The organism is Gimesia chilikensis, from assembly GCF_008329715.1.
Lineage (GTDB): Bacteria > Planctomycetota > Planctomycetia > Planctomycetales > Planctomycetaceae > Gimesia > Gimesia chilikensis.
On record NZ_VTSR01000009.1, the window covers coordinates 356,287 to 375,536 of the forward strand.

General features: G+C 56.9%; 15 protein-coding genes. 5 read left to right on the forward strand and 10 right to left on the reverse strand.

Translation table 11 applies throughout. The annotated features are described in order from the left end of the window. Positions 1–184 precede the first annotated feature (184 nt). Together FYZ48_RS14605 and FYZ48_RS14610 are read right to left on the reverse strand one after the other, a co-directional pair. Positions 185–1,729: an ATPase gene (locus tag FYZ48_RS14605; protein ID WP_149341572.1), complete on the reverse strand. Its 1,545-nt coding sequence runs from the start codon at positions 1,727–1,729 to the stop codon at positions 185–187. Positions 1,730–1,801: 72 nt separating this feature from the next. Beyond that, entirely contained in the window at positions 1,802–2,497 is a 696-nt protein-coding gene (locus FYZ48_RS14610; protein ID WP_149341574.1) for a hypothetical protein, read from the reverse strand. A 551-nt stretch (positions 2,498–3,048) separates the two neighbouring features. Between FYZ48_RS14610 and FYZ48_RS14615 the strand changes: the two genes are divergently transcribed. After that, positions 3,049–5,511 carry a Tex family protein gene (locus FYZ48_RS14615; protein ID WP_149341576.1) on the forward strand — a complete coding sequence of 821 codons (2,463 nt, stop codon included), beginning with the start codon at positions 3,049–3,051 and terminating at the stop codon, positions 5,509–5,511. A gap of 39 nt (positions 5,512–5,550) precedes the next feature. Next, complete coding sequence (gene thpR / locus FYZ48_RS14620; RefSeq protein WP_149341578.1) at positions 5,551–6,171, forward strand: RNA 2',3'-cyclic phosphodiesterase; 621 nt, start codon at positions 5,551–5,553, stop codon at positions 6,169–6,171. Positions 6,172–6,239: 68 nt separating this feature from the next. Here thpR and FYZ48_RS14625 read toward each other — a convergent pair whose 3' ends face one another. The 6 genes from FYZ48_RS14625 to aroE form a co-directional block, all read right to left on the reverse strand. Next, on the reverse strand, positions 6,240–7,133 hold the full coding sequence (locus FYZ48_RS14625) for a DMT family transporter (protein WP_187782030.1): 894 nt from the start codon (positions 7,131–7,133) through the stop codon (positions 6,240–6,242). A gap of 57 nt (positions 7,134–7,190) precedes the next feature. Then, a complete protein-coding gene (gene hisA, locus FYZ48_RS14630) occupies positions 7,191–7,931 on the reverse strand; it encodes a 1-(5-phosphoribosyl)-5-[(5-phosphoribosylamino)methylideneamino]imidazole-4-carboxamide isomerase (RefSeq protein ID WP_145439248.1) in 741 nt (246 codons plus the stop codon). 50 nt (positions 7,932–7,981) lie between these two features. Then, a complete protein-coding gene (hisH, locus tag FYZ48_RS14635) occupies positions 7,982–8,587 on the reverse strand; it encodes an imidazole glycerol phosphate synthase subunit HisH (protein ID WP_145181128.1) in 606 nt (201 codons plus the stop codon). A gap of 159 nt (positions 8,588–8,746) precedes the next feature. Then, positions 8,747–10,024: a prepilin peptidase gene (locus tag FYZ48_RS14640; RefSeq protein ID WP_145439247.1), complete on the reverse strand. Its 1,278-nt coding sequence runs from the start codon at positions 10,022–10,024 to the stop codon at positions 8,747–8,749. 24 nt (positions 10,025–10,048) lie between these two features. Continuing rightward, positions 10,049–10,576 (reverse strand): shikimate kinase, encoded by a 528-nt coding sequence (locus FYZ48_RS14645; protein WP_149341583.1) that lies wholly within the window; start codon positions 10,574–10,576, stop codon positions 10,049–10,051. 12 nt (positions 10,577–10,588) lie between these two features. Next, positions 10,589–12,085, reverse strand: a complete 1,497-nt coding sequence (gene aroE, locus FYZ48_RS14650; protein ID WP_149341585.1) for a shikimate dehydrogenase — start codon at positions 12,083–12,085, stop codon at positions 10,589–10,591. Positions 12,086–12,434: 349 nt separating this feature from the next. Between aroE and FYZ48_RS14655 the strand changes: the two genes are divergently transcribed. The 3 genes from FYZ48_RS14655 (at position 12,435) to FYZ48_RS14665 (ending at position 16,236) form a co-directional block, all read left to right on the forward strand. Next, complete coding sequence (locus FYZ48_RS14655) at positions 12,435–12,947, forward strand: cupin domain-containing protein (protein ID WP_149341587.1); 513 nt, start codon at positions 12,435–12,437, stop codon at positions 12,945–12,947. Further along, complete coding sequence (locus tag FYZ48_RS14660) at positions 12,907–13,479, forward strand: TetR/AcrR family transcriptional regulator (RefSeq protein ID WP_187782031.1); 573 nt, start codon at positions 12,907–12,909, stop codon at positions 13,477–13,479. Before FYZ48_RS14655 ends, FYZ48_RS14660 begins: the two co-directional genes overlap by 41 nt. 336 nt (positions 13,480–13,815) lie before the next feature. Then, positions 13,816–16,236, forward strand: a complete 2,421-nt coding sequence (locus tag FYZ48_RS14665) for a PAS domain-containing hybrid sensor histidine kinase/response regulator (RefSeq protein ID WP_149341589.1) — start codon at positions 13,816–13,818, stop codon at positions 16,234–16,236. A 224-nt stretch (positions 16,237–16,460) separates the two neighbouring features. Here FYZ48_RS14665 and FYZ48_RS14670 read toward each other — a convergent pair whose 3' ends face one another. Both FYZ48_RS14670 and FYZ48_RS14675 read right to left on the reverse strand, forming a co-directional pair. Then, positions 16,461–17,099, reverse strand: a complete 639-nt coding sequence (locus FYZ48_RS14670; protein WP_149341591.1) for a hypothetical protein — start codon at positions 17,097–17,099, stop codon at positions 16,461–16,463. Between the two features lie 446 nt (positions 17,100–17,545). Next, the gene (locus tag FYZ48_RS14675; protein ID WP_149341593.1) at positions 17,546–18,889 is read right to left on the reverse strand and encodes a DUF1501 domain-containing protein; all 1,344 of its coding nucleotides are present in this window, start codon (positions 18,887–18,889) and stop codon (positions 17,546–17,548) included. Positions 18,890–19,250: the final 361 nt, after the last annotated feature.

The window sequence follows — 19,250 nt, forward strand, 5'->3', positions numbered from 1 at the left end:
GCGAAACTTTTTTGATTTTCTCAGTCGGTACTCCGAAAATCAGACCTTCTGACGGCTACGGCGTTGCTGCTAAGGCTGGGCAGAACGTTTCGGCAACCGATACAGAACAGAATGATCATGAGTCAATCGAGGTGTCTGACAGATCTTCGTAACTTCCGATCTGACAGGATGTTTGGGATAGGATTTATAACTGACAGAAGAAGCGTTGTGCTGCCTCTGCGATAACTTGAGTGGAAAGAATGGGTTCCTGTCCTTTAAATCGACAAATTGACTGAAGAATCTCCAGTAAATCTCTCGGGTCACTCGAGCGCGGGGACTGACCCTGGTTGTAATAAGTGTCATACAGGTAATCTACAAAGACTGGGTCAAACTGCAGATTTCGCTGGTGACAGCAGAGCTGTGCGATTTCGGTAAACAGTTCCCGTGTGGGGGGACCGATGTGAATCTTGTGACGAATCCGGCGGAGGAAGGCTTCATCGACCAGGTCTTTCGGATCCAGGTTGGTGGAGAAGACGATCAACTGTTCAAAGGGAACCGCGAACTTCTTGCCGGTTGCCAGCGTGAGATAATCGGTCCGGTCTTCCAGCGGCATAATCCAGCGGTTGAGCAGGTCCTTGGGGCTGACCAGTTGCCGGCCGAAGTCGTCAATCAGAAACACGCCGCCATTGGCTTTGATGTGTAACGGGGCGGTGTAGAAGTTGCTGGTTTTATTGTAGCGTAAATCCAGCATCTCCAGATTCAGTTCCCCGCCCGTGATAACGACCGGACGCCTGATCCGTCGCCAGCGCAAATCGGTTTCCGGTTTACTCCAGTCTTCCATGTCAGGCAGGCTGGTTGCCGTGTGTCGCTGGATGGATGACGCATCCTGGAATTCATGGTCATCTGTCGTCTCATGAATGGTCGGATCGAAGAGGGTAATGATGCTGTTTTCCATCTGCAGAGCGTAGGGCACATGGATCTCGCCCCCCTGCCGATTCAGGAAGCGTCCCAGTCCTTTGGCGATCAGTGTCTTGCCATTACCCGGCGGGCCGTAGATGAAAATGGATCGTCCACTGCAGACAGCAGGACCGAGTTCTTCCAGCAGCCCTTCACGAATGATGAAATCGGAAAAGGAATCTTCGAGCCGTTCCGGCGTACATTCGATGCCAACCACAGTCTGTAACTGACACTGGCGGACATAGGCATCCAGCGGTACCGGCGCCGGCCCGACATAGCGGCACTGTTCGAACGCTTCCCGGGCGCGGACCCGCCCGAGTTCTGTTAAATGGAATCGATAGGAAGACCGCCCGATGACATTGCCGGACGTGACTTCGATGCACTTTTCTTCTTTCAGAAAGATCAGAGCCGTATCGATAATGCTGAACGGCAGATGCGCACTGCGGGAAATTTCGAGCCCGAGGGCACTTCCCTGCAGATACAGCTGTTTGAGTACCAGCCCCGATAACTGCACGAGTGACAGGCCGGTTTCTTCGAGCGTTTTGGGAGCCGGGATTCCTGCACCGGGAGAACGCCTGCGCATGCCTGCTGTGCCTGTGATCCTCTGTGCGGAACGGGGCGTGGTCTCTGCAGGTTTCGGCTGGTCATGTTGCGGAAACAGATCGCTGTACAGATCAGCCACATCCTGTTTGGGGGCAGCGATGCGGGGCTCATCTGTTGGGGCATCAGGTTGCGCGCGAAATGCTGCTTCGGCAGCATCCCGCGTTTCATCATCACCAGGTCGATCAATCATGCAACAGCGATACGTTCAAATTAAACAGAGCAGGAAAAGCGATTTAGAATCAAACGACAGGCGGCACTGGGTTTAGTTGCCGCCATTCGATGCAGTTCCCCCGCCGGGTGTATACAGAATCCGGGGTGGCAAAATCGAACCGATGTAAGCCCGGTATTTCATGTCCTCTTCGCGTGCGGGGCGTCCGTAGGTTGGTGCGAGACGCAGCATCGTGGGAGGCAGGTTGTCATCGCCGGCCATCTGAGAAGCAGCGTACTGCACATTGGCCAGACGTTCCTGGCTTTCAATGGATTCATTGGCCGACTGAACAAAGACGGTACGACGGCTTTCGGGTGCGTGTGTGAGAATCCAGCGGAGATGCATTAAACCGGCTTCGGTTAACTTGTTAGTGTCTTTCTCGAAGTGATATGCATACAACGTGGTCTGGTCGGCCCAGCCATTGTGCATCTGTCTGTCCATGACATCACGTACGTAAGCCCGGTCTTCACACTGATAAGGGTAAGGCCAGTAGTGGGCGTGATGGTAGCGGTTCCAGAAGTGCTGCTTGGGACCGGTCGGCCGGGGATAGGGAGGCCAGAGTTCTCCGAACTTGTATTTCTGTCGCGAGCCAACGGGGCGTGCTGCGCGCTCGGCCCATTTTGCTTCTTTTTCAGCCTCTTTGCAGGTATCGCAGGACCAGGGCCAGCCGGCCTGGGCTTCGTAACCCTGTGTCAGGCTAAATGCAAAAATCACAAGTAGATACGTACTCCATCTGACGGCAGTCGTCATGCCATCTCCCCCCTGTGTTAGTCAGATTTGGTGTGTCTCCCTCAAGCCGCAATCATCATTCGCGTCAGCCCGACCGCGCATGAATGGAGACAGTCAGTACTGGAGTTATCGGCAGCCAAGAGGTCCGGTCCTGACGGGAAAAACGATTCTGCCGACAGAATGAGTGAGATAATTTCCCACTGATGCTGTGCGAAAAGCCTCCTGCGCGACACGCCAAACCGGATCCCCTGGTGACCCTCTTTTTTTGAAAGAGGCGGCTCCCCGCGCAGCTTTGTTTAGAAACCGCCTCTTCAAAATTTCTTCATAGAACAGGCACTGATGAGGAGCGGATTTCTGTTGTGTGAGCCTGTTAAACTCGTGGTACGCTCACTACACTTTCGTGTATCGCAAAACTGTTCGGCGCCCGACAGACGGCGGTCACCTGGAATGACCATTTCTATTTTCTCTGAAAACAGTTATTCTACACACAAGAGACAGAGAAGATCCTGTAATTGATCAGAGCTCTGATCGCAAGTTTTCGTAACCATAGGTCGAAACGAATCGAGATCGAGATGGATGCGGTTGAGATACCAGAGAATCAATCCGGCTCACAGTTCTCAGAACGTGACGCAGCGCAAATCGCTGAGGAATTGAAACTCACATCACAACAGATTCAGAATGTGATCGCGTTGCTTGATGAAGGCAACACGGTTCCTTTCATTACGCGTTACCGTAAAGAACGTACCGGCAACCTGGACGAAGTTCAGATCCGCGATATTCAGAAACGGGTGCAGCTGAAGCGTCAATTGCGCGAGCGGGCCACCACCATTCTGCGTCTGATCGAAGCCCAGCAGCAGCTCACTCCGGAACTCAAAGCGGAAATCGAAAAGGCCGATACGCTCAAACGTCTGGAAGACCTCTACCGCCCTTACCGTCCCAAGCGAACCTCCCGCGCCGCGGCCGCCCGTAAGCATGGCTTCGAACCACTGGCCGATGCGATCTGGGCCGGCGATGCAGCGCTGACCGACTTAAACGTCGCCGCGGAACAATACATCAAAGACGAAGAAGGCGCACAGACGACCGAAGATGTTCTCAAAGGGGTCGCCGACATCCTGGTCGAAAAGATCGGTGAAGATCCCGATGTGCGCGACATCTCCCGCCGGATTGCCTGGCGTTCTGGAAAGCTGACGGTCAACGCGACCAAAAAAGCAGAAGAGCTGGGCCAGGAATATCGCGATTATTTCAACTACTCCGAACGGGCCGTGAAGGTTCCCCATCATCGGACCATGGCACTTAACCGCGGAGAGAAATCGGGAGCGCTGCGGGTTCGGTTTGAGTGGGAAGAAGATTCGGCGCGACACTCTATAGTGAGTCACCTCAAGCTGGAAGGTCATCGTTTCAGTGAGTTTCTGACCGAAGTGGTTACCGATGCCCTGCAGCGTCTGATCCTGCCGAGCCTGGAACGGGAAATCCGTCGCGAGCTGACCGAGAAAGCCGAGAAGCATGCGGTCTCTGTCTTCGCCCAGAACCTGAAAAACCTGCTGCTGCAGCCTCCCCTGCAGGGGGAACGGATCCTGGCGATCGACCCGGGTTTGCGCACGGGCTGTAAACTGGCGGTACTCGATGAACTCGGTTACTGCGTGGCGACCGACCTGGTATATGTGACCGGTTCTGCAGAGAAGAAAGATTTCGCGCGGAACAAACTGGCCGACATGATGACCGAGCATAACTGTAAGCTGGTCGCGATTGGCAACGGTACCGCGTGCAGGGAAACGGAAGAGATCATCACCGAGATGATCGAACAGAATCTGCCCGAAGCGCGTTACCTGATCGTGAACGAAGCGGGAGCGAGTATTTACTCTGCCAGCCCGGTCGCCCGTGAAGAATTTCCAGACTTGGACGCAACGATTCGCGGCACCATTTCGATTGGCCGCCGCTTACAGGATCCATTGAGTGAGCTGGTAAAGATCGATCCGCAGCACCTCGGTGTGGGCATGTATCAGCACGATGTGAACTCCAAGCGGTTGAAAGAATCGCTTGATGAAGTGATCGAATCGTGCGTGAACTACGTGGGCGTGAACCTGAATACCGCGAGTGCTTCTTTACTGCGGCACGTCTCGGGACTCAACCAGTTAATCGCGCGACGGATTACCGAATGGCGCGACCAGCACGGTTCGTTCCTCAGTCGGAAACAACTGCTCGATGTCGCTGGAATCGGCGAGGCGACTTTCACCCAGGCCGCCGGCTTTTTGAAAATTGACCGCGGCGAAGAGCCGCTGGATTCCACCTGGATTCACCCGGAAAGTTACGAGTCGGCGCATAAGGTGCTGGAACAGCTGGAGCTGCCTCCCGACAGTCTGAAAACATCGGCCCAGGAACGGGCTTCGATTCTGGAGAAGGTTTCCCAGATCGACAAGCAGGCGCTGAGTGGAAGTCTGAAGATCGGTCTGCCAACACTGGAAGACATCCTGGAAGCCATTGCCCGACCGCCACGCGATCCGCGTTCCGATCTGCCGGGGCCCATCTTCAAACAGGGTGTGCTCAAGCTGGAACAGCTGACCGAGGGCATGGAACTGCAGGGCACCGTTTTGAACGTGGTGGACTTCGGTGCGTTCGTGGATGTGGGCCTGAAAGACAGCGCCCTGATTCACGTCAGCGAGATGGCGAATCATTTCATCGAAAGTCCTTACCAGTTCGTCTCGGTGGGTGATGTGATTACCGCCTGGGTGCTGGGAGTCGATCTGGAACGACGCCGCGTCTCCCTGACATTGATCAAACCGGGCACAGTGCGACCGCCGCGAAAATCTCAACGCGGACCGACGAAACCCGACGAGCAGAAAAAGCCGGATAAGGCAAAACAGGACCAGGGCGATTCCACTGCGACCCGCAAACGGAAACCTGGCAAAAAGAAACGGAACAAGCCTGGTAAGAAAGAGGCCCCCCTGCCCAAGCTGACCAAGGAAATGAAAACCGGAGATCAGCCGCTCCAGGGCTTCGATCAGCTCAAGGCGCTCTGGAATCAGAAAAAGAAATAACACGACCTGCGAGACTCGCAGAATTGCTGAAGAAATACGATGCAGAAGAATCAACGCGCACGCACATTTATTGCCGTCCCCGTTCAACCAACGCGGGGACTCCGAAAAGTTCTGGAAAAGCTGAATCAGATGGGCTCGGCCGTGAAACCGATCCCCGAAGATCAGATGCATATCACGCTCAAATTCCTGGGACCGACGGAGCTCGAAGACATCATGCCCGTCAGCCGTGCTTTGAAAGAGATGCGGAATCGCTTCAAATGCGTCCGGCTGGCGTTCAAAGGTCTGGGCGCGTTTCCCCGCGAAGATCGACCGAACGTAATCTGGGCGGGTATCAAAGATGAAACCCTGCTCGCAGAGATGGCAGAGTACCTCGAAGCCGAGACCGAAAAGCTGGGCTACCCCCGGGAACGCAAAGGTTTCCATGCTCATCTGACACTGGCCCGTATCAAAGCCAAGCCGCCGGAAGAACTGTTCCAGCTGTTGGCTGATCGGCGGGATGCGGAGTGGGGTGAAGCGACGCTGGACACGCTCAAGTTCTTTCGCAGCGAACTGAAACCGCAGCGGGCTCAATATCATGAGATGCAGACAGTACGGCTGCCCCCGGCACCTAAAAAGAAAAACCAGGCAAAGTCCCTGGATTCAAACGAATCACAATCGTGATACCCAGCCGGGCCTCATGTCCTTAACTCTCAGGGCGTACACTCGGGGAAGTATTCCCTGATGTGCGCTTATTGTGACTCTTGCGGCAGCACCTGTCGCGGGCGAAAGAGGATGAAGCGAACCAGGAGCCCGGCGACGATCAACGCACAGCCGACAAACGTGGAGACCGAGACCGTTTCTCCCCAGAAGAGCCAGACCCAGATCGGATTCAGGATCGGTTCGGTGAGCACCAGCAGGGCTGCTTCCTGCGAGTTGACTGTTTTGACTGCGTGCGAGAACACGACGTAAGGCGTCCCCAGTTGAACGACGCCCAGTAGTGCCAGCAGTAAGAACTGCTGTCCGGTCAGCGTGATGTCGAGACTCCAGACCCAGGGCGCGACGATGGCTGCGGAGGTCAACAGGCAGAGTGCGACCAGCCAGGCCGGATGTTCGTCGCGGAGTACTCGGAAGAAGATCACCACCAGTGCGTAACAGACGCCGCTGGTAAGGGCGATCAGATTGCCGTCATAGTTTTCCCCGGCCCAGTCGCCGGCCACGATACAGAGGATGCCGGCCAGGACAATCAGAATAGACAGGACCGAGCCACGTTCGATGCGTTCCTGCAGGAGAAAATAACCAAAGAGCATCGCCCAGACGACACTGGTATTCTGCAGGAAGATGGCAGCGGCAGCAGACGTGCGGGTCATGGCGGTGACGAACAACAGGTTCATCGTGGCGAAGGCGACCAGCAGCGGAATCAGAGCGGGACGCCAGCGCATGTGCCGAAAGCGGACCAGGGGCAGCAGGAACAAGCCGGCAAACAGGGCCCGATAGCAGGCCAGGATCAAGCCGCGATCTTCAGCCGGGATCGACTGGAACGGCGGCGACTTGATGAACAGACCACTCAGGCTCCAGAGCACCGAGGCGAGGAGCACCAGCAGCCGTGCCCGGTACAGTTTTCCACGATCGACGTCGTCGGTCATTTGCAGTGATTCCTGTCCGCCGGGCCCCGGCATTCCCACTCAAGCGGTCGCGGCATGTTAAGGAGTCGCGGCAGCGATGGCATCGGGAACCGCGATCGTCCCTTCGTAGAGGGCACGGCCGATGATTGCGCCGACCAGCCTGGGCTGTGTGCGACTGACTTCGGCCAGGCGGGTGACATCGTCGAGGGTCGTCACGCCGCCGGAAGCGATCACGGGGAGACCGAGTTCGGCCAGCGCGATCATGTCCTGGATGGTCCCTTCATCGACGCCCTGCATCATGCCGTCGTTGGCGATGTTGGTGTAAATCACTGCGGCCAGTTCCACGCCCACGTATTCTTTGGCCAGGTCGATGGCCGAGGTTTCCGAGACATCGAGCCAGCCTTCGGTGGCCACTTTGGAGTCGCGGGCGTCGAGACCGAGTGCCAGCCGACCCGGATAACGGGTAGCCATCTCTTTGAACCACTGGGGATCTTTGAGTGCCTGGGTGCCGACGATGACGCGGTCGATGCCGACGTCGTCCAGCATCAGCTTAATTGAGGCTTCGTCGCGAATGCCGCCCCCCATCTGGCAGGGAACGGAAACGGCGTCGACAATCTTGCGGACGACTTCGTGATTCACGGGTTGACCGGCTTTGGCGCCGTCGAGGTCGACCAGGTGCAGACGCTGTGCGCCTCCGTCAGCCCAGCGGCGGGCCATTTCGGTGGGATCGTCGCCGAAGACGGTCTCCTGTCCGTAATCGCCCTGTCGCAGACGCACACATTTGCCTCCCCGGATATCGATGGCGGGCAGAATTTCCATAGCTGAGCTGACTTTCTATTTTTCTGATACTTATTTCGGATGGTGTCGAATTAAAATGCAGCGAAGTTCTGCAGCAGTTTCAGGCCGGCGTTCTGGCTTTTCTCGGGGTGAAACTGGCAGGCGACCAGATTGTCGCGGGCGACCATCGAGGCGAAGCGACAGCCGTAATCCGTCCAGGCGGCAACGTCGTCGTCATTATCGGGGGCCACATAGTAGCTGTGAACGAAGTAAAAGTGTTCGTGCTCGGGAATGCCGGCCAGCAGGGGATGCGGTCGAGTGGCGTCGATCTGGTTCCAGCCCATGTGGGGGATCTTCAGACCGGGCTGATCCTGAAAGCGGACCACCTTGCCGGGAATGATGCCCAGCCCCTCGTATTCGCCGTCTTCGTAACTCACATCGAACAGGAGCTGCAGACCGAGACAGATGCCCAGAAAGGGTTTGCCCGAGTTGGCGTGTTCCAGAATCGGTTCCACCAGGTTCTGATCCTTGAGGGCCTGGATCGCATCGCGAAAAGCGCCTACACCGGGCAGAATCAGTTTGGAGGCTTTTGCGATTTCCTCGGGGTTTGTGCAGATCTGTGCTTCCGCGCCCACCTTTTCAAAGGCCTTCTGGACGCTCCGCAGATTTCCCATTCCGTAGTCGACAATTGTAATCATAGGTATTTCTAATTTCAGATCTCAAATTTCATGTCAGCAGTTGGCGAGCCACTGAGAATGGACACGCACGGCGGTGACAAGTTCAGCTTCTGCAGCCGATTCTAGTCTCTCGAGTTGATTTTGTGAATGATATGGGTCCCGGACTGGAAAAAGCCCTGATTACCGGCCGTTTTTCCACTGGTGGTAGTGTTGCGTTCCCCGTCCGGCCCGGGTGTGGTTGTTTGTGTTGAGATCCCAGCGGCCCTGGGTTTCGTTGACATTCTCACCCGACTGGTAGGTCAACTGGTCGGCAGACGTCCATTCCTCGACCCATTCGTCCTGCCAGTAGAGGGGGATGCCCAGGATCCATTTGATGAACTGCGTAAACAACAGGCAAACCGTCAGCAGGACCATCATCAATAGTGCCAGGATGGGCAGCAGCGGTCCCAGATGGCAGATGCGTTCGGCGAGCGGCCAGATTTTCGGCCAGCCGAGCAGGACGAGCAACGCTCCCAGGCTGAGGTAAGGTCCAAAGGGAATCTCGCGCGAGAGCTTGAAGAAGATGGAGACCGCCACCACCAGGAGGGCACACAGGGGGGAAATCACAAACACGGTGACCGTCGCCTGCCAGCCCAGAAAGCTGCCGATGACGGCCATCAGGATCACGTCGCCGAAGCCCATCGCTTCCTGGCGTAACGTCCATTGACCGATGACGCGGACGGCCCAGACCACACCGCCGCCCACCACGAGCCCTACCAGGCTGACGGCCAGACCGTGCAGGTGCGGATAGGTGACGACCCACTGCGGAATCTTTTCGACAATGAAATGGTGCCGGTAATCTTCCGGGAAATAAACTCCGAACAGGCGGACCACCGAAGGCTCCTGGAACCAGACCGGCACCAGGTAGAGTACTCCGAAGACAAACGCGCCGACCACCCCGACAAACAGGGCGGGCATGGTACAACCATCGGGGATGATTTTGTGATCGAAGTCGATAAAGGTGGCGATCATCAGGGATTCGATCAGCACCAGGTGATAGAAGTAACGCAGGTTGAGCAGTCCCGCGGGAGAGAGCCAGGAATCGACGGTCACCAGGTCGGGTGCATAGGCGGAGAAGAGTCCACTGTCCTGCAGCAGTGCGCCGGCTCCCAGGGGAACTTCGGCGCAGTAGAGCAGTACGAAAATCACGCCGTTCAACAGTTCCACGAGTGCTTCGCGATGCGAGCGGCGGTAGGAATAAGTCGAGTTTTTCGACCGCGTGAGATAAACCCCGATGAGGGGCAGATGATAGCGGGAGCCGAGGTGCCGCATGCGACGAAAGACCCGTTTCCAGGCGGCCCCCACTTTTTCCTCGCGGGGTATTTCCTCGATGCAGAGGTTGATGATCCGCCCCAGTGCGGTTCCCAGCAGGAACAGCAGTGTCAGCATCAGGTAAGGATTGATACCAAAGGGGGTCATGATCGGAAATGCTTTCGTTGTGGATTAAGAATCAGCATCCAGGGCGGCGATAATTTCAGCGACGATTTCGGTCACCGTTTTGCCGCCGGTCTCGATGGTGAGGGTGGCGGCATCGCGATAGAGGGGATCGCGCTGTGCGAGCAGGGTCTCGACTTCTTCAAGCTGAGAGTTGCTGGCGGTGAGCGCCGGACGCCGACTGCCGGTTGTGCTGTCACCGTCGATCCGCTGAATGAGGTCTGCGGCGTCAGCCTTGAGCCAGATCACCGGACCGGCCTGTTTCATTTCCGCACGGGTCTGGTCATTCAGAATCGCACCGCCTCCCGCGGCGATCACCCGTTGATCGCCGGAGAGCAGTTGCTGCATGACCTCGCGTTCGATCTGGCGAAAGTGGGGTTCGCCTCCCTCGGCGAAGATCTCGGCAATGGTTTTGCCGGCGACGCGTTCGATTTCATCGTCGGCGTCGATCCAGTCATAACCGCGTTGTTCGGCCAGGGGGGCGGCGACGCTGCTCTTGCCGCTGCCTCGGTAGCCAATCAGGGTGATCAGGGACATGCCAGGTGTTCCTTAGAGTTTCGCGACCGCGGAAATCCCCTTGCGAAGCGTGTTCCGCATGACATCCAGGGGGGCTTCCTTACCGGTAAACAGTTTGTATTGCGCTGCAGCCTGGCGTACGAACATTTCGATTCCGGAAACGGTTTTGCAGCCCCGCTCGCGTGCCTGTTTGAGCAGCAGCGTGTTTTCGGGATTGTAAACCGTGTCGAAGACCAGCATATCATCGAGCAGGAAGTTCTGGGCGAACGGCGTTTCATTGACATTCGGATGCATGCCGACCGAGGTGCCGTTGACCAGAATGTCATAGTGTCCGCTGCCCCGGTTTTCCCAGGTGGTGTGAGCACAACCGAGATCCTGGGCCAGCTTTTCGCCGCGTACCCGGCTGCGGTTGGTTACCGTTAACGCACCGCCGGCATTGATGATCCCGGCGCCGATCGCACGCGAGACACCGCCTGCACCGAGGAGCAGTACCTGTTTGCCGTCGATGGGATCATCGGAGGATTTACCTTCCGGATCGAGGCCGAGCCGGATGCTGTCGAGGGCGGCATCGTAGTCGGTGTTGCGGGCCTGCCAGATGTTCTGGTCATCTTTATAGAGGGTGTTGGCCACTCCCATGGTTTTGGAAGCCTGATCCGCGGCACCCGCGAACTTGAGGGCGCCTTCTTTGTGCGGAATGGTCACGCTGTAACCCTGAACGTTGAGGAACTCGAATTCCTTGAGCGTCTCTTCCAGGCGGTCTTTCGGAACGCGGAATGGCAGATAGACGCCGTCCAGTTTATCGTGCCGAAAGGCGATGTTGTGAATCAGCGGACTCAGGCTGTGGGCGATGGGATCACCGATCACGCCATAAACGGGTGTTTCGGGGCCGATCTGATCGTAGCGGTAGATCTGGGTCATTTCAGAAAAGGCGAGCTGCCCCGGTGCCATTTCCCGTTCGCGACTGAAAGTGGCATACGTGAAGGGGGAGCCGTACTTGCCGCAGAGAATACGACTGATTACGCCGTACTCACCCATGCAGAATCCGACGGTGGGAACCTTGGCACTGGCGACCAGCTTGAGCATGCGAATCGAATCGCCGGGGGAATTGGCCATCGTGACCAGTTTGACGATATCCGGGTCTTTCTTGCAGAGCGACTCGTGAATCTCTTCGAGGTTATCGGGGGTCTCATCGAAGTTGTGATGACTGATGATGCGTTTGGTTTTGCCGTAGCGGGGAATTTTGTCGGCGATGTCATCTTCGATGTCGACGTATTCGACTTCGGAGACGATGGCGGTTCGCAGCAGGGCCTGCCGCTGTTCTTCGGAACCCTTCCAGCGTCCTTTATCTTCAGGACGCCGGCAGGTGATGACAACCGGGGTGGGCCGGTCTTTAATCAGTTTCGTGACGTCTGGCGTCCGGGCAATCCAGTCCAGCCTTAATTCAACGAGTTCGGCCCCCTTCTCTGAGAGGGAGCGATGTTCCATCATCATCATTTTGTGCCGGGTTCGACCGATGCTGACACAAATCATGGGACTGTTTCGACTTTCTATATGGGATCTGAACGATTCCACAGACGGTTCCGGACGTACCTTCCCCTGAACCTGGAATCAGTAAGCGACATTAAAGTGTTCCCCAGTGTAACCAATCTCCTGAAGCGACTCAAATAAGAGTCTGACCGGAAGTCAGGTTTATTGCCCGGTTTCAGGCGCCGTGACGGAACTCCGTGGAGGGCCAACGGACATTTCCCCTCGCTCCGACGCCGACTGGTGGGGTTAGAGGGATTATACCATTGCTCGAATCCGGGTTGACCAAATATAACGAACGTTATATAACGGTCGTTATATTTACAACTTCAATTACTTTGACCAGGAGAAAATCATGATTCAGGCGACAGATCAGAGCGTGCATGGAGACGGCTATGACTGCTTTGAAGCGGGTCCGCTGGAGAGCTGGACGCGGTTCAAGCTCACGCCGCCGGACGCGCCGATGCCGGTCCGCGGAAAATATTTTTTACGAAAGCTACTCAATTCGGACGGGCTGGAGATGTCGGTCAATGTGCTGCCTGCGGGCCGCGAGATGCCGTTCGTCCATCGCCACCAGGCGAACGACGAGATTTACTTCGTGATCCAGGGCCGGGGACAGTTTCAGGCGGGGGAGGAGCTGTTTGAGGTTTCGGACGGATTCTTTATTCGACTTTCGCCCGAAGTGCCGCGCGTCTGGCGAAACCACAGCGAGGAGCCGTTATACTATCTGGTGATCCAGTACCGTGCGGACAGTAGTGTCACCGGCGGCATTCTGGATGGCGAACGCCTGGAACAACACCCGATTGTCTGGAAAGAGAGTCCTGCAGATGAACCAGCCCACGGATCGGAAACAACGCTCCCGGAATAAGATTCTGGACGCCGCCCTGCGTACGTTCAAACAACAGGGGTACGTCGGCAGTGGCGTGGATGGAATCATGGAAGCCGCCGGCATGACTTCCGGCGCGTTTTATGGTCATTTCAGTTCGAAGTCTGATGTGCTGGGCGAGGCTTTTGTCCATTCATTTATCGAAGATCAGGCGGCAATGAACGGCGCTCTGAGTGAATGTGAGACGCCGGAGCAACTGATCGAAATCATGCAGAAGTACCTGTCGAGTAAGCATTGCGAGCAGGTGGAGGAGGGATGTTCGATCCCTCCTCTGCTGTCCGACCTGGGGCGCGCGGATGCAGAGACGAAGGCCCGGTTCGAGGAAGTCATCCAGTGGATGGTCGCGCAGTTTCAGGAGCGTTCAGACAACGAATTCAGCCGCCAGGAAATTCTCGCGACGCTGGCCCTCTGTTTTGGCGGCCTGTCGCTGGCGCGCGCAGTCAACTCCCCTGCCCTGTCCCGACAGATTCTCTCTGCCTGTCGGAAGCAGTTGCCGATTCAGAAGTGCGACTAAATGTCGCAGGTCGATTCGTTATCATCGTGCATTTCGGCGAAATCTGTTGCGCCGGCGTTTCCGGTGCTCCCTAATCTAAACCCGGACTGTTTCCGGCCTTTCATATTTTCCACACCGGGTTAGAATAGACTTTATGATCCAGATCTATTCAGGTTCCTGTGTTGTTTCGCTGACGCCGCCCGAGGTACAGGCGTAACTGATTCCCAGGAGCAACCTGCCCGTATTGATACAACCTAGACGACATCCTGTAGTGGTCCACCGATCTCTTACGCTCACAGGAGTCAGCCTGGAAACAACGCCAGAAGTCCCCCTGGTTCAACAGAAAAGGCTGCAGAGATGGGTGAGTTTTTCACCAAATTATTTGACACATCAGATTATCCCCCCCGCTGGGATTGCGGAAACTGGAGTGACGGTGAAGGCTGGTTGCACATCCTGTCGGACATCGGCACCTGGTCGGCTTATACGGCGATTCCGATAGTGCTGCTGTACTTTGCCGCCAAGCGCAAAGATTTTCCGTTCACGAAACTGTTTGGTCTATTCGCAGCGTTCATTCTGCTGTGCGGCACCGTGCACCTGGTGGAAGCGATTATCTTCTGGTATCCGGTTTATCGGATCTCGGGACTGCTCAAGCTGGCGACCGCTGTCGTTTCCTGGATCGCAGTGATCATATTAATCCGCTATGCACCGCGGATCCTGCATCTACCATCCATGATGGCGACCAACAAACAGCTGGTCGATGAGATTGAACAACGCAAGCAGGTGGAACGCGACCTGCGCTGGCTGCAGGCCCGGTATGAAGCTTTTTTGAGCGGCACCAGCAGTATTATCTGGACGACGGATGCGCAGGGGAATTTTATCGTGCCCCAGACGTCCTGGCAGCGATTCACGGGGCAACCCTGGAACGAACACAAAGACAGTGGCTGGCTGAATGCGGTGCTGCCGGAAGACCGTTCTGAAATCACGGGCCTCTGGAGTTCATCAACGAAAGACCGGGCCAGCCGCCAGATCCAGGGGCACATCTGGCATGCGGAGAGCCAGAGCTATCGCCCGGTGATTACCGAAGCGGTTCCCGTGATCGATCAGTCTGGTCAGGTCCGGGAATGGGTGGGTACGGTGAGTGACATTCACGAGCAGCGACGGGCGGAAGAGAGCCTGAGTGCGGCCGAAGCGCGGGCCAGCCAGCGACTGAAGGAGCTGGAACTGATTTACGAAACCGCCCCGGTGGGGATGAGTTTAATCGATCAGCAGTATCGCTGCCTGCGCATCAATGAGCGGCACGCACAGATGAACGGGATCTCCCGCCATCAGCAACTGGGCCGGCAGGTAGAAGAACTGATGCCGGGCATCGCCGATCAGATTCAGCCCCTGTATGAGACCGTGTTTGAAACAGGTAAACCGGTTGAGAACTACGAAATCTACGCCCAGACTCCCGGCGATGACGAGCGTCACTGCTGGCTGATGAATTTTCATCCCCTCGTGGATGAAACGGAAGCGGTCTGGGCCGTCAGCTGTATCATCCAGGACATCACCGACCGCAAGCAGCTGGAAGAGACGTTGCGTAAAAGTGAGCAGGCGGCCCTGCAGGCGAACCTGGCGAAAAGTGAATTTCTGGCCAACATGAGCCATGAAATCCGGACGCCGATGGCTGCGATCGCGGGCTACGCCGACATGCTGCTGGAACGTCTGCAGGAGCCTGACGACCGGCAGTGTGTGATCGTCATGAAGCGGAACGGCGAATACCTGCTCGAACTGATTAACGATATTCTCGACCTGTCGCGAATCGAAGCCGGGAAACTGGAGGTCGAACTCGAACCGGTTTCCCTGCCTGTGTTGATCGGCGAGATCCAGTCGCTGATGCATGTACGGGCACAAGAGAAAGAGCTGGATCTGACCGTCAAGTTCGTGGGCAAGGTCCCCGAGACGATCCAGACAGATTCGATTCGACTCAGGCAGGTGCTGATCAACCTGCTGGGCAATGCCATCAAGTTCACCGACGAGGGAGAAGTCCGACTGGGCGTGCGGCTCATCTCCGATTCCGAGCCTCCCGAGATTGAATTTGCGGTACAGGACACGGGGATCGGCATCCCTGAAGAGCAGCAGAAAAAACTGTTCAAGCCGTTCTCGCAGGGGGACACTTCGGTGACCCGCGCTTATGGCGGCAGTGGGTTGGGGCTGGCGATCAGCAAACGACTGGTAAGCATGCTGAAAGGTTCGATCTGGGTGACCAGCGAGGTCGGTGAGGGCTCGGTCTTTCATGTGCGGCTGCCCCTGGATTCCCTGGAAGATGTGCCGCTGATCGAACCGGACCTGACAACGCTGTCAGCAGAAGAGACCACTGCAGAGTCAGACGTGCTGCCCGTGCTCAACTGCAGGGTGCTGGTGGTCGACGACCGCCGCGAGATCCGCCACATCTGTCAGCACTTCCTGGAAAAAGCGGGCGCGACGGTTCAGCTGGCGCAGGACGGCCAGGCCGGCGTCGATACCATTCTGGCGGCACGGGAAAGCAACGCAGCCTATGATGTGATCCTGATGGATATGCAGATGCCGCGCCTGGGTGGGCTGGAGGCGACTGCGGTTTTACGTGCCCAGGGGGTCGAGACGCCGATCATCGCGCTGACCGCGGATGCGATGAAAGGGGACCGGGAACAGTGCCTGCAGGCCGGGTGCAACGACTACCTCTCCAAGCCGATCGATCATGCTCAGCTGGTGGAGATCGTGTGGAAGTATTCGCACGGAGATCAGCGGGAGGCTGAGTAGGGCTGATCTGTTATTTGTGAATGGATGTGGCATCCCGGTGGGAGGACACACAGGTCCTCCGCTACTTTTCTGGGGATGCACCCGGATACTGATTCGAAAGTTTTCTCTGTCAGTTTCCTGCTCGCTGCGCTCGGCCCGAATTGCATTCGGGCTCACCCGCGAATTATTAATAAAGCTGACGAGTCTACGAGCGCGGTTTGAGCTGGAATGGTTGGAACGTGTTGTTAATCGTCGAGATTCCAGACGGCCATGTCGTCGAGCAGAAGCGTGTCGCCTTTGAGGACGAAGCGGTAGCCAGTCTTTTTGCTGTCGAGCGAGGCGTGCTGGCCGGCGACTTTCAAGCCGTTATCCAGTTGGGCGACGACCTGATCGCCCTGCATTTCGAGCTGCAGCGTGTACCACTGGTTGGGATCGAGTTTGCCCTGGGCTTTTGCCAGCGTGATCGGTTTTGATTTCGGGTCTTTCTTGTCTTTGTCGGTGCGGAGAATCATTCCATTCTTATCGATCATCACGCGGAACAGATGCCCTTTGGGATGATTCAGACTCAGGTGAAAGAACTTTGCATCCTTGAGCTGAAACGAACAGCGGAGCATGGAGTTGCGGTGCGGCAGTTTCCAGGTCAGCACGGCTGCATGTTTGTCGGCGGGCAGCTCTTTACCGACGAGCTGGTCTTCCGAGACAGTCCATTCCCCTTTGTTGACGGCCCACTGCTTGCCGAGTTTTTTCTGGTCGAATGCTTCACTCTGAGTGGGCTGGCCGGTTTTGACCAGAGCCGGTTTGAGTGTGGCGTTCTTTTCCGCCTGCAAGAATGAGGGAGCCAGAACCATCACAGCCACACAGAAGCAAAGGGTTGGTTTGAACATCACGGTCACTTTCCTGAAATGGGAATCAAAGGACGAGAAATGGCGGATGGCCTATTGTAAACAGGTGCGTTTCGTGAGGGCTATCAAAAACTGTGATTTATTGTGGGGAGGAACCACGAAAGACACGAAAATCACGAAAGGACAATGTGCGGTTTGGGAAAGTGCATCTGGTTTGAAACCGGTGGCTGGCGCCATTCCGCTCAGGGTGGGAGGATCTCCCTGGTTCCCTTGTGATTTGGATGTAGGTTGAACATCGCGAGGCGGGAGGACACTTGGGTCCTCCCCTACTTTTCTGGAGATGCATCCGGATACCGATTCGAAAGTTTTCTCTGTCAGTTTCCTGCTCGCTGCGCTCGGCCCGAATTGCATTCGGGGCCACCCTTTTCTTTCGTGCTTTTTGTGTTTTTCGTGGTAGAAAATATTTCAAGCAATTCGTGGTCGCACCATCAGATCAGTTCGGCGATGGGGTCGCGGAGATCGAGCGTGTATTGCGGGCGGCCGGCGTGGTCGGGGATTGTCGTGGTGGCGGGATCGATTCCCAGCTGGCGGTACAGAGTGGCAAAGACGTTCTGATAGTGCAGCGGTCGATCGAGGGGGACTTCGCCCAGGCGGTTGGTGGAGCCGATGACCTGGCCCGTTCGCATGCCGCCCCCGGCGAGGAGCGCACAGGAGGCCTGCGGCCAATGGTCGCGGCCGGCGTTTTCGTTGATGCGGGGCGTGCGTCCGAATTCGCCCCAGGCGATGACGCTGACGTCATCCTGCAGGCCGCGGTTGTGGATGTCTTCCACGAGGGCGGTGATGCCCTGATCGAGTTTCGCGAGTTGCAGTGGTAGTCGGGCGAAGTTCGAATGGTGACGGTCCCAGCTGCCGAAGGAGAGTGTCACACAACGGACTCCTGCTTCGACCAGGCGGCGGGCCATCAGGAACTGATCCATCCAGTGCGGGCCGGCGTCTTCGCCGAACGCGGGTGAATCGTCGCCCCGTCCGTAACGGTCGCGGAGCGCGGGTTCTTCTTTCTCGAGGTCCATGGCTTCCACCAGTTTGCTGGAAGTAAGCACATCGAAGGCCCGCTGGGAATAGGCGTCGAGACCATCGTAGGCCTGATCCGCGGAATGACGGAAGGCATCGAAGCCGGCGAGTAAGGCCTGACGGTCACGGAGACGATCGAGGGTGATGCTCTGCAGACGCATGTTGTCCATGCCTTCGCCGGTTGGCTGTAGCGGAGCATGGGCTTTGCCCAGGAAACCGGGAAAGCCGGGATTGCCGTACGGTTCGTGGCGGCTTTTGATGCTGAGTCCGACGAAGGGGGGCACCGCTTTGTCGACCGGACCTTGGACTTTGGAAACGACCGCGCCGAGTGAGGGGTGTCCCGACTGTCGCTCTCCGCCGCCGATGGGCCAGCCGCTCATGCAGAGATCGGAGGCGTGCTGATCGGGGCAGCCGTGCAGGGAGCGAATGATGGCGAACTTATCCATCATCGTGGCCAGGCGGGGCATGTGTTCGCAGATCTGGATGCCGGGGACATTGGTGTCGATGGGGCGGAATTCACCGCGAATTTCCGAGGGGGCGTCCATCTTCAGATCGTACATATCCTGGTGAGAGGGACCGCCGGAGAGGAAGATCATAATGATGGCTTTGTGGCCCAGCTTACCGGCGGGAGTGCCGGCCTGGTCTTGTGCCGCGAGAATCTGCGGAAGCGAGAGTCCACCGAGTGCCAGTCCGCCGATCTTGAGGAACTGCCGGCGCGAGCCGTTACACTGTCGCTGTGATGAGCCGGGGATCGAGAGCATCGCGGGGGTTCTCCAAACGGGCGGGACTCGGTAGTGAGCTGGCGGGTGGTTGCCGGTTCGGTTCTGACCAGCCAGGGTGAGCAGGGAATATTGTACCGGTCGGAAAACGGGTCGGGAAGAGTAGTTGGCGGTGGTTCTGGATTACTAAAGGAGGTTTAGTTTGTGGGATTTGACTACCACGAAAGGTGCGAAGGGATTACTACCACGGAAGTCACGAAAAGATCTGTCAGTTGTGATGGAGAGATGATGGCTGAAACTGGTCCTGAATTGTGTGAGTGAGCTGTGACCTCCTGCTCGCGATGCTCGCCCCGGATTGCATCCGGGGTTACCCGAGATGTATTTCCGGATGCCATTGGAATTG